The sequence below is a fragment of the Mycobacterium simiae genome, assembly GCF_008370645.1.
In the GTDB taxonomy this organism is placed as follows: Bacteria; Actinomycetota; Actinomycetes; order Mycobacteriales; family Mycobacteriaceae; genus Mycobacterium; species Mycobacterium simiae_A.
The window spans coordinates 1-13,789 of record NZ_VTZN01000145.1 but is presented as its reverse complement, the minus strand read 5'-3'; the positions used below and the strand labels follow the sequence as shown (position 1 = coordinate 13,789).

Genomic DNA, 13,789 nt, shown 5'->3' with positions numbered 1-13,789 from the left:
CTGCGCCAGCGCGAGCAGCCGCTCGGCCTCGTCGGGATCGGAATTGGCCAGGCTGCGGTAGCGCAGTTCACGGTGGCGGTAATCGGCAAGCGACAGCCGGGGGCGGTGGGAATCGAGCAGGAAGGGTGGCTTACCGGCGGCACGCAGCACCGGATCGTATCTGATCAACGGCCAGTGCCCGCTGGCCACTGCACGGTATTGCTGGTCCAGGCCGTTACGCAGCTCGAACCCGTGAGCGATGCAATGGCTGTAGGCGATCACCAGTGACGGCCCGTCGTAGGACTCGGCCTCCCGGATGGCCAGCAGCGTCTGCTGCGGATCGGCGCCCATGGCGACGCGTGCCACGTAGCCGTTCCCGTACGAAATAGCCTGCAGTGCAAGATCTTTACGTGGTACTGTCTTGCCTCCGGCGGCGAACTTGGCCACCGCGCCCAGCGGGGTGCTTTTGGACATCTGCCCGCCGGTGTTGGAGTACACCTCGGTGTCGAGCACCAGCACGTTGACGTTGTGCCCGCTGGCCAGCACGTGGTCCAGCCCGCCGGCGCCGATGTCGTAGGCCCAGCCGTCTCCGCCGACAATCCACACGCTGCGACGAACCAGATGATCAAGGACGCTGCGCAATTCGTCTGCAATGCCCGGCGGCAGCCGATCCAGCCGGCTGGCCAGTTCGGCGATCCGCTGGCGTTGGGCGTGCAGCTCTGATTCCCGCTGTTGCGGGGCAGCCAGGATGGCGTCAACCAGGTCGGCGCCCAGGACTTCGCGCTGTTCGGCCAGTCGTTGGCGGGCTTGCTGCAGGTGGGTATCGGCGGCCAGCCGCATGCCCAGACCGAACTCGGCGTTGTCTTCGAACAGCGAATTCGACCAGGCGGGGCCGCGGCCCTCGGCGTTGGTGGTCCAGGGTGTGGTGGGCAGGTTGCCGCCGTAGATCGACGAGCAGCCGGTGGCGTTGGCGATCATCAACCGGTCGCCGAACAGCTGCGAGAGCAGCTTCAGGTACGGGGTTTCCCCGCAACCGGCGCAGGCGCCGGGGAATTCGAACAGCGGCGCCAGGAACTGTGCGCCGCGCACCGTGCCGAAGTCGACCATCGAACGGTTTGCCACCGGCAGCGTTTCGAAGAACGCGATATTCTCGCGTGCTTCGGCAACCAGCGGTTCGCGTGGCGCCAGGTTGATCGCCTTGGTAATCGGAGTGCCGGGGACCACCGCCGGGCAGGCTTCCACACACAGATTGCATCCGGTGCAGTCCTCGGTATACACCTGCAGCGTGTAGCGGGTGTCGGGCAGGCCGACCGTGTTCAGCGGCGCCGAGGGGAACGATGCCGGCGCATCACGCAGCTGCTCCTGCGGGTAGAACGTGGTCCGAATAACGCTGTGCGGGCACACGAATGCGCAATTGCCGCACTGGATGCAGGTGTCCGGATCCCACACCGCGACCAGCTCGGAGATGTTGCGTTTCTCGTAGGCGGCGGTGCCGCTGGGGTAGCTGCCGTCGACCGGAAGGGCGCTGACCGGCAAGGCATCGCCGCGCCCGGCGATCATTTCCGCGGTCACGGCTCGCACGAAATCCGGGGCGTCGGGGGGAACCGGCGGCTCGAGCCCGCGGGTGCAGGTGGCGGTGCCCGGAACCGCAACCTGGTGCAGGCCGGCCAGGGCGCGATCGACCGCGTCGAGCTCGCGGGCCACCACGTCCGCTCCTTGCCCGGCATAGGTTTTGGCGACGCTGTCTTTGATCTTGGCGATCGCGGTGTCGACGGGCAGCACATTCGCGATGGCGAAGAAGCAGGTCTGCAGCACGATGTTGATCCGCCCGGCTAGCCCGACCTCGCGCGCGATGTTGCCGGCGTCGACGACATAGAGCCGGATGTGTTTGTCGATGATCTGCTGTTGCACCGGGCCGGGCAGGCTGTCCCAGACCCGCTCGGGCGGACGGGAACTGTTGAGCAACAGCGCCGCACCTTCGGCAGCGCGGCCCAGCACGTCGACCGTGTTCAGGAACCGTTGGTGGTGGCAGCCGACGAAGCCGGCCCGCTGCACCAGATACGGCGCCCGAATCGGCTCCGGGCCGAACCGCAGATGCGAAACCGTCTGCGAACCGGACTTTTTGGAGTCGTAGACGAAGTAGCCCTGCGCGTAGATGTTCTCCTCGCCGCCGAGGATCTTGATGGTGTTCTTGTTGGCGCCCACCGTGCCGTCCGAGCCAATGCCGAAGAACACCGCACTGGTGACGGCGGGGGATTCGATGTCGAATTCCGCGTCGTAGTCGATGCTGGTGCCGCTGACGTCGTCGTCGATGCCGACGGTGAAGCGGGTGCGTGGCCGCTCGCGGTCCAGCTCGTCGAACACGCCGGCGACCATGCCGGGCGTGAATTCCTTGGACGACAATCCGTAGCGTCCGCCGCAGACCAGCGGCAGCCAGGAGCGCTCACCGCTGGTATAGGCCTGCGCCAGGGCGGCAACGACATCCAAATACAGTGGCTCGCCCAGGGATCCGGGTTCCTTGGTGCGGTCCAGCACCGCTATTGCGCGGACCGTCGGCGGCAGCGCCGTCAGCAGCGCTTGGGCCGGAAACGGCCGGTACAACCGGATGAGGATCACCCCGACCCGCTCGCCGCGCGCGTTGAGAGCGGACACGGTTTCGGTCGCGGTCTGGGCGCCCGAACCTATCAGCACCACAACCCGCTCGGCCTGCGGGTGCCCGGTGTAGTCGACGATGTGCAGCGGGCGTCCGGTGCGCCGGGCGAGCTCGTCCATGAGATGCTCGACTACCTCGGGCGCCCGGGCGTAGAACGGGTTGACGGTTTCGCGGGCTTGAAAATACGTATCGGGATTTTGGGCGGTGCCGCGCACGAACGGCCGCTCGGGCGACAAAGCACGGCCGCGATGGGCCAGGATCAACTGCTGCGGGACCAGGGCGCGCAGGTCGTCGTCGCTGAGTACCTCAATGGTGTTGAGCTCGTGGGAGGTGCGAAAACCGTCGAAGAAGTGCACGAATGGCACTCGGGTGCGCAGCGTGGCCGCCTGGGCGATCAGGGCCAGGTCATGCGCCTCCTGCACCGAGGCCGACCCCAGCAGCGCAAACCCGGTCTGCCGCACCGCCATCACGTCCTGGTGATCGCCGAAGATCGAGAGGCCCTGGGCGGCAAGGGATCGCGCTGCGACATGGATCACCGCCGCGGTCAGCTCGCCGGCGATCTTGTACATGTTGGGGATCATCAGCAGCAGGCCCTGGGACGCGGTGAACGTCGTCGCCAACGCGCCACCCTGCAGGGCGCCGTGCAGCGCGCCTGCTGCCCCGCCCTCGCTTTGCATCTCAATGACTTTCGGCACCGTGCCGTAGACGTTGGGCCGGTGCTGGTTCGACCAGGCATCGGCCAGCTCGGCCATGGGCGAGGACGGGGTGATCGGGTAGATGCAGCACACCTCGTTGAGCCGGTAGGCCACCGAGGCCGCCGCCTCATTGCCGTCGACCGTGATGCGGGTCATCGCGGCTCCGGAATCATCTCGATGGCGTGCACCGGACATTGCTCGTAGCAGGTCGCGCAACCGGTGCAGCGGGCGTAGTCGAAGCGGTAGCGATGACCGGGGCCCAGCTTGATCACCGCGTCCTCCGGGCAGGCGCCCAAACAGCCGTCGCACTCGAAGCAGTTACCGCAGGACAGGCACCGGCCGGCCTCGAACGTCGCAGCCTCGGCTGAGAGGCCGCCGACGACTTCATCGAACCCGGTAACCCGTTGTTCGGCCGGAAGTTCGGGTTGGCGGCGTCGGCCCGCGTCGCCGAAGTACCACAGATGCAGCGCGTCGAAATCGGCGACCGGATGCTTAGCCGGGCGCTCTCCGGAAGCACCGCGCAGCCACGCGTCGATATAGTAGGCCGCCTTCTTGCCGTGCCCGACCCCAACCGTAACGGTGCGTTCGCAGGGCACCATGTCACCGCCGGCGAACACGCCGGCGCAGCCGGTCATCAAGGTACGGGAGACCCGGACGCTGCCGTCGCGGTCGAACTCCACCCCGGGCAGCGACCGCATGAACGCCGATTCGGTTTCTTGTCCCAGCGCCATGATGACGGTGTCGGCGGCCAGCGTCTCGAACCGCCCGGTCGGGCGGGGCCGTCCCGAGTCGTCCAGCGCCATCAGCTCGACTTGCAGCTCGGGGCCGTCGAAGGCGGTGATGGTGCGCAACCAGTTGATTCGCACCCCTTCCCGTTCGGCCTCATGGACTTCTTGTTGGTGGGCGGGCATTTGAGCTGCGGTACGCCGGTAGATGATTACGGTGTCGTCGGCGCCCAGGCGGCGGGCGACGCGGGCGGCGTCCATGGCGGTGTCGCCGCCGCCGTAAACGGCGACGTGGTGGCCGAGGTCGGGCTTTTCGCCGGCGGCGACCGCGCGCAGAAACGACACCGCGTCCAGCATGGATCCCGCGTCGCGAGAGGGGATGTCGACGCGCTTGGCCAGATGCGCACCGACTGCGACGAACACCGCGTCAAAATTGCCGGCTGCGCGTTCGGCACCGAGATCTTCGACGCGATGTCCGGGTGTCAGCGCCACGCCGAGCGCGGCGATGCGTTCGATTTCGGCGTCCAGCACGTCGCGGGGCAGCCGGTAGTTCGGGATGCCGTAGCGCATCATCCCGCCTGGCGCGGCGCCGGCGTCACGGACTTCCACGTGGTGGCCCAGCCGGGTCAGGTGGTAGGCGGCCGCCAGCCCGCTGGGGCCAGCGCCGACGACGAGCACCCGCTTGCCGGTCGGTTGCGGTGCCGGCTCGAACCACCATCCTTGGTCGCGGGCGGTGTCGCCGAGGAACCGCTCCACCGCATGAATCGAGACGGCGGCATCCAGATGGGCTCTGTTGCAAACTGATTCGCACGGGTGGTAGCAGACCCGGCCGTGGATGGCGGCGAACGGGTTGGCGGTGACCAGTTGACGCCAGGCCTGCTCGTGGCGTCCGGCGCGGGCGTGCGCAAGCCAGGCCTGGATGTTCTCCCCGGCGGGGCAGCCGGCGTTGCACGGCGGCAGCAAATCGACGTAGACCGGACGGCGATCGCGGATCGGGCCCGCGCGGTGCTGCCCGTGCAGCAGGTCGGGCAGGGCCGTCAAGTCACCGCTGGGCGGCACCGGGTACTCAACGGCGTCGCCGGGCGTCATGGTCCTGACGATATGATGGCTCTACGGCTTTGGCTGCTTGCGTTTGGCCTCTAAGGTAAGGACTTCCGACTCTGATTCCGGAGATGGGTCGGGGTGGACAGTAGCGAGATGGCGCGTTTGTCGGCTCTGGATGCCGCTTTTCTCGAAGTCGAGGACTCCGATCCGCATGTGAGTCTGGCGATCGGCGGTGTGTCGATCATGGAAGGGCCTGCGCCGACCTTCGACGAGCTTGTCGCTGGCTTCACCGAGCGGGCAGCGGCGGTGCCGCGTTGCCGGCAGGTGCTGCGGACGCATCCGCTGGATCTGGGTCCGCCGGAATGGTTGGATGACGCGCACTTTGACATCTCGCGGCACCTGCATCACCTGGCACTGCCACATCCTGGTGGGGATGCCGAATTGTTCGAAATGATCGCGACGGTGATGGAGCGCCGGCTCGATCGGGAGCGCCCGCTATGGGACTGCTTCATGATCGAGGGGCTCAGCGATGACCGCTGGGCGGTGCTCACCAAGCTGCACCACTGCATCGCCGATGGCATCGCGGCCACGCAGATATTGGCGAAATTCAATGACGCCGGCGCCGGTGACACTTTCGCAAGCGAGATTCGCGCCGCCAAGGAGCCGCCGCGACATGGATTGAGCCTGCCGAGGCTGAGTTTGAACCCGCTGAGCTGGGTGAGCGGGATGCTGCGCAGTGGGTGGGCCGCCGCGACCGCCGTCGAGCACGTCGCGGTGGGTGCGGCCGAACTGGCGGGCAGTCTGCTCAGCCCGGTGCCGGAATCGTCGTTGCACGGGCGGGTCACCGCGATGCGGCGCTACCATGCGGCCCGGGTTCGGCTGGCTGACCTGCGTGAGGTTTCCCGAGCGTTCGGCGTGACGCTGAACGACGTTGCGTTGGCGGCAATTACCGACAGCTACCGCAAGCTCATGCTGGGCCGCGGTGAGCAACCCGGCCACGCCTCGCTGCGCACCCTGGTCCCGGTGTCGGTGCGTGGGGTGAACCAGTTCAACATGGCTGACAATCAGGTCTCGGCGATGCTGCCGTTGTTGCCCGTCGACGAGGCGGACCCGGTCAAGCAGCTGCAGCTGGTGCATAAGCGACTCACCCGGGCAAAAGGCAGCGGCCAGCGGGAAGGCGCCAACGCGGTGGTTTCCATGGCCAGGAATGCCCCGTTTGCGTTCTCGGCGTGGACGATTCGCTTGCTCAGCCGGCTGCCGCAGCGGGCGGTCGTCGGCTTGGCCACCAACGTTCCCGGTCCGCGCAGCGAACAGAAGCTGATGGGCCGTCGGGTGCTGGAGATTTTGCCGGTCCCGCCGATCGCTCTGCAGTTGCGCACCGGGATCGCCATGGTCAGCTACGCCGATAATTTCGTGTTCGGGATTATGGCTGACTACGACACCGCGCCTGACATATCGGTGTTGGCGGACGGGATCGAGCAGGGGGTGGCGCGGTTGGTTGAGTTAAGCCGCGCGCATCGCAAGCGCGGGTCGCGGCGCAGCGCGGTCAGCTGACCGGCTGTGGGGTAGCGGCGGTGCTGTTGGGGTCGATCAGGATCTTCGCGTGCGTTTCGGGGTCTGCGAGCGCGTCGAACGCGGCCTCGACACCGGACAATCCAACCCGCCCGGTGATGAGCGGTGCGACGTCGACCTTGCCGTCGGCGAGCATGTGCAGCGTGTCGCGGAACTCCAGCGGCGTATACCCGAGGACGAACCGCAGGTCGATCTCTTTGTTGATCGCCATCGCGGGCCGGATGCGATCGGCGCCCATGCAGACGCCGACCACGACGATGCGGGAGAACAGCGGTGCGCTGCCGATGATGTCGTCGATAATGCCTGGGACGCCAACACATTCGAAGATCACGGGGTGTTTGGGCGTTGCGGCGCCGGCCGCTTCGGCGGCGCGCCACAGATGCCACCAGGGCAGCCGCAGCCGTTGCAGCTTTTCGACCGTGCCGACCGCGAGGTCGAACGCGTCGAGGATGCTTTTCAGGTGGCCGTGGCCGCTCGGGTAGGGCGAGCCCTGTGCAGGATCGACGACGATGTCGGCGCCGCAGGCGGTCGCCAGTGCGCGCCGGCCCGGCGAGAAGTCGCTCGCGATCACGGTGCGTACTCCGTGCGCCTTCAGCATGCAGATCACCGCCAGGCCGATGGGGCCGCAGCCGATCACAATGGCGACGTCACCCTTGCCCACCTCTCCGCGCCGAACGGCGTGCCACCCGACGGCCATCGGCTCGGTCAGCGCAGCGGCCTCTGGCGACAACCCGTTCGGAACCGGAAAAGTCAGCGACTGCTCGATGAGCAGCTGCTCGGCGTAGGCGCCGGGCGCCATGGTCGTCAGCCCGATTCCGTGCACCTCGTTGCCGCGCCGCAGTAGCGGCAGGGCAACGACGGGAGTGTCGATGCGCGGCGCTTTGCGGGTGCGGGGGCCATAGTCGATCACCTCGCCGCAGAACTCGTGTCCGAGCACGACGGGCTGATTCGAGCGCATGAAGGCGTGGTAGCCCGAATCGGCTATCATATCGGCGAGTTCGTCGCAGTGGTGGCGCGCATGCAGGTCGGATCCGCAGATGCCGCAGCGTAGGACGTTGATGAGCAACTGGCCTTTTGCTGGTGTCGGGGTCGGCTGCTCGACGACCTCGAACTGTGCGTTGGTGCATGTCACCGTTTTCATCTCGCCGCACCTTTCCTTGAGCCGACGCGCTGTCACGGCCGTCGTTCAGGAAGATACGCGGCGTGGCGCGGGCCGCGTTCCCGCGGCTTGCTTCAGCTCCTGGTAGGCGCGCAGCGTCAGGTCGGCCAGGTGTGTCGGATCGTCGATCGCCGCCGCGTTGGCGATGAAGCCAAAATTCATGCTGTCGTGATAGGAAGCCAGGGTGGCGTTGAGCCCGATCGAGGCAGCGAGCGCGGAGACAGGGTAGATGCCGAGCAGGCGAGCACCGTTGAGGTATCGGGTCTCCTCGGCTCCTGTGACGTTGGAGATGACCAGGTTGCATGCTGGACGTGCAATGCGGTCCAGGTGGGTGGTGGCGCCCAGGCCTGCCAGCGCGACGAGTCCGACGGCGTAGGTCATCGCCGCCTCCTTGGACATGGCGCCGACTTCCTTCTTGGCGGTGGCGACCGAGTCCACCACCTGGTGGATCCGTTCCGGCATGCTGGCGCGGGGCTCGCCGAGTCGCACGAATATCGCTGACACTCGGGTGCCGATCGCTGTGTCATCTGCGTCGCGCAGCGACACCGGGCACATCGCGATGAAGGGGTGCGCGAACTCGCGGTCGGTCCCGCGTAGGTAGGCGTGTAGGCCGCCGTCGATGACGCTGACCGCCACATCGTTGAGGGTGGCCCCGAAGTGGTGGCCGATCTCGCGCATCTCCGTGAGCGGCAGGGTCAGCGTGGCGAATCGTCGCCCGATTTCCAGCGGCGCGTTGGTTGGGGCATGCTGTGCCGCAAACGGCAGGCTGCCTTCGAGATGCGATCCCACTAGACCGGCGAATACTTTGCGCAGCGCACCGGCCGCGACCTGGTTGAGTGCCACAAATTCCGTGACTGTCCCGCGGATCGAGTCGGCGATCTTTTCCGTGAGCGGCGTCGGCGGGTGCGGTTCGGGTGGCGGCACGTCGAGCGCGAAGGCCGGCTTGAGGATGACGCGGCGATTCGTGGTGCTCAGACCGGCGTAGAGCCGCTTGAGGCCGGACTCGCCGTCGATGATCGAGTGATGGGTCTTGGTGTAGATCGCGAACCTGTCGTCCGGGACACCGTCGATCACCCAGCAGCGAAATAGCGGCCGGTGGCGATCGAGTTGCGGCTCGTGCAGATCGGCAACCAGGCGCAGCAGGTCGTCGTAGCTGGCGCCGGCCGGCAGCGCCAGGTGCTCGATGTGGTAGTGCGGGTCCCAACTCGAAACCTCCCGAAAATGCGGCGCGCCGCGCACCAGCAGCTCCGGCACGTAGTTGAACGGCGGGGTGGGCGTGCACTCCCGATACGCCTGCACGATCTCGGCCACGGGGTCTCGGCGGGCAGGTTTCTTGAACAGCAGCATCGCGCCGACGTGCGTAGTACCGGCGGGCGACTCCAGCAATAGCCAGGAAAGGTCGAGTGGCGGAATCGGTTTGGTCATCATGCTGCTTCCGTGCGGGATCTGTGCGCTTGAGGTCCGTATGGAGATGGTCTCGTGCGACGATCACCGCCGAACAGGGCACAAGGGCCCTGCTGGGGCAGTCGGAAGTCCCTGGGGTATTCGGCCCGCCGTCGGTGGGGGTTAACGCGGCGAGCTCGTCGTTCTATCGGTTTGAGTGGTTGCTGGTCTGGACCCTGCCGTCGCGCGCTCATCCCGAATGCCTCCGAACGGCCGGTTGGCACTGCGCAAGTCGCCCTGATTTTGGTGGATGCGCAGGTTATTGGCTTTCGATCTAGGGTTGGTCGCTCCGTTGGGTAACGGTGGATGCTTGTGCCGAATCCTCAAGCGGCTAGCGGGGTTTCGATGGCAAGATCGGTGAATAGGGTTTGCATGTCGATGCAGATTCTTTCGTAGTCGCGGTCCACGCGGGTCCAGTGTGCGGGTTTGCGTCCCATGCGGGGGCTGCGTAGGCCGGCCAGGATCGGCGCGATGACCTGACCACGCAGGCTCGACAGGGCGGCGATGGTACGCGTGGCCTGCGGCGCGACGAAGTAGCGGCGGGTTCGGCCGGGCTGGGCTACGAGTTGTTTGCCGCGCAGTTTACCTAGGTCATAGGCCGCTTGGCGCACACCGTAATCGCAGTGGCGGGTGAGGACGTGCACCTTGGCGGTGAACCCGTGGGGCGCCGGGGCCAACGTCAGGGCGCACGCAGTGCGTCATGCATGCGGGGTTTGGGGAACTTCTCGAGTATCCACGCCCCGCTCAGAAGCCACCAACACTCATCTGCGGACATTGACCAAGCGCGCCTAAGGATTTCACAGCCCGGATGCGCTGATAGCCATGACATTGCTGACCCGAGGCGGACGCTGCCCATCACTAGCCGGCCGCACCGCATAAATCCGGACCCACAGAAATGTCAGTAGATCCCAGCCGGTGAACGCAACGAGCCTGCTGAGGCAAAGCTTTCAGCAGAGGATGAGCAAAGCCACTCGGGCGCGAGGCTCTTTGGTGCCTTGCCTCGACCGCTCACCACTACCCATAACTGAGTTGGCTCATATCCAATCGTTCAATTCAACAACGGGATACGAACGTGCGAGTCCACTGCGATCGGCGTCAATCACAACCTAGCTCCGAAACCCGCTGTACCAACTACCGGCGACCTGTCGATCTCACGAAAGCAAATGAGAACCGAAGAGGTTTGGGGGTTGTCGGGCTCAAGCAGTTGAATATTTGCCGACAGCCATGTCAGCTGCCCGTCACAGGGACGTTCCACGGCGAAGATCGAGGCGCTCTCGATAACCCGCGTTCGCAGGAGCTCAATTATCGCGACTGGGTTGGAGCTGACGACTCGGCCATGACGATCGTAAATGGGGACCTTCGCGACTCGTTTGGCCGGGTCGTATAGCGAGTCACTGGAATCGATGCCCAAAATCCTGAGTGCTGCGGGGTTCACCAACTCAGCGCAACCATCTGGGCTCAGCACCACTACGCCCTCGACCAGTGAGGAAATGACGCTTTGGAACAATTGCTCGGCTCGACACCATACGGATTCGTCGCTGCACACCAGCACGAAACCGTTGTCCATCGCGGTGACTGCCACCTGTACCGCCAGGGCCACCCCGTCGGATGTGCGGTGGGTAGTGTGCAGCAGACCGCCGTCAGCGACGATTTCATGCGGGCAAAGCGGCGCACCAACTGCTTCGCTAACAGGCCGCGCCAGTGCGTCTGCTGCCGGGCGACGATAGATCGCCTCGGCTGCCGGATTCCAACTGGTGACAATACCGGTGTGGGTGGTGGCGATGACGGCATCGCTGACATGATTGACAAGCGCCGCCTGGTAACGCAACGCCTTCTCAGCCGCTTTTTGCCTACTGAGATCGCGCAACACCACCAGATACGCCATATCGCCATTCCACACGGTCAACGCCGACGTCGCCTCCACGTCCAATGTGGCGCCATCCAGAGTCAGCAAAGTCTCCTGAGCTGGGCTCGACGTGTCCCCAAGGTCGCGCAGGGAACCAATGCGTGCCATCATGTCTGGAACCGAATTGGGATGCACAAATTCGGTGATCCGGCGGCCGAGTAGTTCGTCTGGCGACGTTGCGGCCAGCGCCTTCACCCCGGCCGGGTTTACATATACAAGACGGCCGCTTTCGTGCACTAGGATCACATCGGGACAGTGGTCGAGCAGCTGTCGGTAATGCTGGTCGAAAAGCTGACGTTGGGCGTCCGTGTCATCGGTCCCATCCGTTGCGATGCGAATGTGCATTGGCGACTCACCGTGATTCTGCGCGGTGCGTAGGTTGCAGCGTGTCATGTTGCCTCCCGTTAATGGTTGGGTCAGTTCAGCAATAAATGGCTGACGACGAGCTTGCCTAGTTCTGCACCGCTTACGTCAATGCCTAGGTCCATATCGATGAGTCGTGCGCTAGTGACGCGATCCAACCCCGCGAACATCGAACTGGCATCGGTTGCAGTGCCGATAATCAAAATTGGCTTCTGAAGCGCACTGGCCCAACCGAGTTCGACCGCAACACCGAGGGAAGGCGGGTTCCCGAGCACCGCAACGACCACGTCAGACGACAGCAGTTCTTTGTAGTCGATCGGAACACACTCTGTTGGCCTCAGCGGCGATGCGCCCCAGTCTTCGTTGACATGGGCGGAGAAGTACTCGAATCCTGCACTGCCAAGACATTCATAGAATTTCTCGAGTTGCCGCCTGAAGTCGTCATCGAAAGCGCCGTGGGTATCTAAGTAGCTTTTAAATGGTGCCGCGACAAAAACCTTCATGTTCCCCGTATCTGAATACTCGATCATCATGCTAATTTCGTGTACTTTCTTGTGCTATTTTTCGCAACGGCGACTGGGTATTTCTCCCTGACCTCCACAAGCTTGTCGAAGCATGACTGCAATAGGTCGATGTCGAGGTGCCACGACAGCCGAAGCAGGTAGTTATAGATGTCTGCTAATTCCGCCGCGATGGACCGGATATCGAGATCGAAACGATCACCGCGAGACTTCCATTGCAGCTCTTGGGCAAGCTCGCCAACTTCCGCCACAAGGCTGATGGCCAGATCCTGTGGTGTCTCGAATGTGTTCCATTCTCGGTCGCGGATCACCTGGTGGAGTTCGAGGTGGTAGTCCGGCCATTCGTAGGCAACCAGACCTCGTGACTCAAGATAATTAGTGCTCCATTGGCCGATGACCACCTGCTCTGAGTCGACACAGGGGATGAGAGCGTCAAGTCGCCACCCTCGGGCCTGCATGACCTGGACCAAGCCCGGCAAAATAGGAATGTGTACGTACACGCGTCCTGCGGTATCGATAAATTCGTCGACCTTCTCCAACGCGAGCAGTAGCGCATCGAATGTTGCTTCGTCCTTCCAGAATGCAGTCGAAATCTTGGTCGAACCGCCCTTCTTCGGGCATAGGACGAGCGCACCGACCAAGTCGCCGTCATGGTAGGCGAGATAAACCACCTTTGGTTTCGTTTCTACGTCGCAGGGAGCGCGCTTAGCCCCCGCTTGAATATGTAATATGTCGTGGCGAATAACTTCATTAGAAGCAAACGAATCCGCTTTGCTGGCTAGTTGTTCCCACTGTCTTTCGTTCTCGGCGCGAATTAAGGAGATATCTGCAACGTCTGGATCGAGTGCTGGGTCAGCTAGCGCCGCAGGAAGTTGGAGAATCAGTTCGCAATGCCCTTTCAGGTACTGGTCACGCGAAGACCCTACGACTCGGAAACCTCGGCAAGTAAAAAAACTCACCGCCGCACGGTTATGCTTGTCAATCGTGCAGTAGATATTCCGCACCGTAACATCGGCATCGGAAAGCGCCTTATGCATGTAAGCGAGAAGTCTACTCCCGACTCCGCGCTTTCGGACCGTCGGATCTACGATCAACGGGCTGATCTTGATTGTGTTCTGCCGTTTCACCGCATAGTTCAGAAACCCAACGACGCGGCCGGTTCGCGCACAGGTAGCGACTAGACCAACCTGTCGAGTCGAGTTGTAGCCACGCTCATCCACATTGTTGTTTAGGTAGGCCTCCATTAAGCGATTGAAATGAGCAACATGATCTCCTCCATAGTGGTCATTCAACGCATCGACAAACAGAGCCAAGACCGGTCCCGAATGACCGACACGAAACGGTTCGATTATTATGTCCACAGCCCTACCTCCGCTTTCACTCAGACATAGCCGCGCTGTCCCGTTTGGGACTTGGTCGACAAACGATCACTGACATTGCGTCAACGCTCCGGCCTCGCGACGCGATATCACTTTGTGGGCACAACCCGATAACCGGCTTTCTGCCTACACGACGGATACAGCCCCGAACGGCCGCTCGACACTCCAGACGGCCTCGGTGTCGCTCTAGACTCGGATCTGAAGCACCCGAAAAGTCTTTCAGCCACCACGCTGCAAAACATCGGCAAAAATGCGTAAGGTACGGCCCGGGCCTGTCCGCCGCCATGCGTAGGTGCCATTGGTGGTTACTGTGCGTCATCTCCACTAAGCAAGGGCACGCTCGTAAGTTA

The 13,789-nt window shown here is 63.9% G+C and carries 9 protein-coding genes and 1 pseudogene; 2 read left to right on the top strand and 8 right to left on the bottom strand.

Features of this window, described 5'->3' with window-relative positions; genetic code table 11:
• A partial coding sequence (nifJ, locus tag F0Q45_RS19730; RefSeq protein ID WP_149655546.1) for a pyruvate:ferredoxin (flavodoxin) oxidoreductase occupies positions 1-3,483 on the bottom strand: 3,483 nt, incomplete at its 3' end.
• Positions 3,480-5,141 carry an NAD(P)-binding protein gene (locus tag F0Q45_RS19725; RefSeq protein ID WP_149655545.1) on the bottom strand — a complete coding sequence of 554 codons (1,662 nt, stop codon included), beginning with the start codon at positions 5,139-5,141 and terminating at the stop codon, positions 3,480-3,482. The genes nifJ and F0Q45_RS19725, both read right to left, overlap by 4 nt.
• 108 nt (positions 5,142-5,249) lie before the next feature.
• Here F0Q45_RS19725 and F0Q45_RS19720 point away from each other — a divergent pair, with 108 nt between their 5' ends.
• Positions 5,250-6,650, top strand: coding sequence for a WS/DGAT/MGAT family O-acyltransferase (locus tag F0Q45_RS19720; RefSeq protein WP_149655544.1), 1,401 nt, complete (start codon positions 5,250-5,252; stop codon positions 6,648-6,650).
• On the opposite strand, the gene F0Q45_RS19715 is transcribed toward F0Q45_RS19720, so the two are convergent.
• The 3 genes from F0Q45_RS19715 to F0Q45_RS19705 form a co-directional block, all read right to left on the bottom strand.
• The gene (locus F0Q45_RS19715; RefSeq protein ID WP_149655543.1) at positions 6,643-7,809 is read right to left on the bottom strand and encodes a zinc-binding dehydrogenase; all 1,167 of its coding nucleotides are present in this window, start codon (positions 7,807-7,809) and stop codon (positions 6,643-6,645) included. The genes F0Q45_RS19720 and F0Q45_RS19715 overlap by 8 nt on opposite strands.
• A gap of 45 nt (positions 7,810-7,854) precedes the next feature.
• Positions 7,855-9,255: a wax ester/triacylglycerol synthase family O-acyltransferase gene (locus F0Q45_RS19710; RefSeq protein WP_262491071.1), complete on the bottom strand. Its 1,401-nt coding sequence runs from the start codon at positions 9,253-9,255 to the stop codon at positions 7,855-7,857.
• Positions 9,256-9,593: 338 nt separating this feature from the next.
• Complete coding sequence (locus F0Q45_RS19705; protein WP_149655542.1) at positions 9,594-9,947, bottom strand: hypothetical protein; 354 nt, start codon at positions 9,945-9,947, stop codon at positions 9,594-9,596.
• 52 nt (positions 9,948-9,999) lie between these two features.
• On the opposite strand from F0Q45_RS19705, the pseudogene F0Q45_RS30515 reads away from it, so the two are divergent.
• Positions 10,000-10,149, top strand: a pseudogene (locus tag F0Q45_RS30515) (ISL3 family transposase); the annotation flags it as partial.
• A gap of 220 nt (positions 10,150-10,369) precedes the next feature.
• On the opposite strand, the gene F0Q45_RS19695 reads toward F0Q45_RS30515, so the two are convergent.
• From F0Q45_RS19695 to F0Q45_RS19685, 3 genes are read right to left on the bottom strand one after another with little or no spacing between them, the layout of a single operon-like run.
• The gene (locus tag F0Q45_RS19695; protein WP_149655541.1) at positions 10,370-11,569 is read right to left on the bottom strand and encodes a PAS domain-containing protein; all 1,200 of its coding nucleotides are present in this window, start codon (positions 11,567-11,569) and stop codon (positions 10,370-10,372) included.
• A 23-nt stretch (positions 11,570-11,592) separates the two neighbouring features.
• The gene (locus tag F0Q45_RS19690; protein WP_149655540.1) at positions 11,593-12,072 is read right to left on the bottom strand and encodes a nucleoside 2-deoxyribosyltransferase; all 480 of its coding nucleotides are present in this window, start codon (positions 12,070-12,072) and stop codon (positions 11,593-11,595) included.
• Positions 12,069-13,421, bottom strand: a complete 1,353-nt coding sequence (locus F0Q45_RS19685) for a GNAT family N-acetyltransferase (RefSeq protein WP_188113039.1) — start codon at positions 13,419-13,421, stop codon at positions 12,069-12,071. The genes F0Q45_RS19690 and F0Q45_RS19685 overlap by 4 nt, the downstream gene beginning before the upstream one ends.
• Positions 13,422-13,789: the final 368 nt, after the last annotated feature.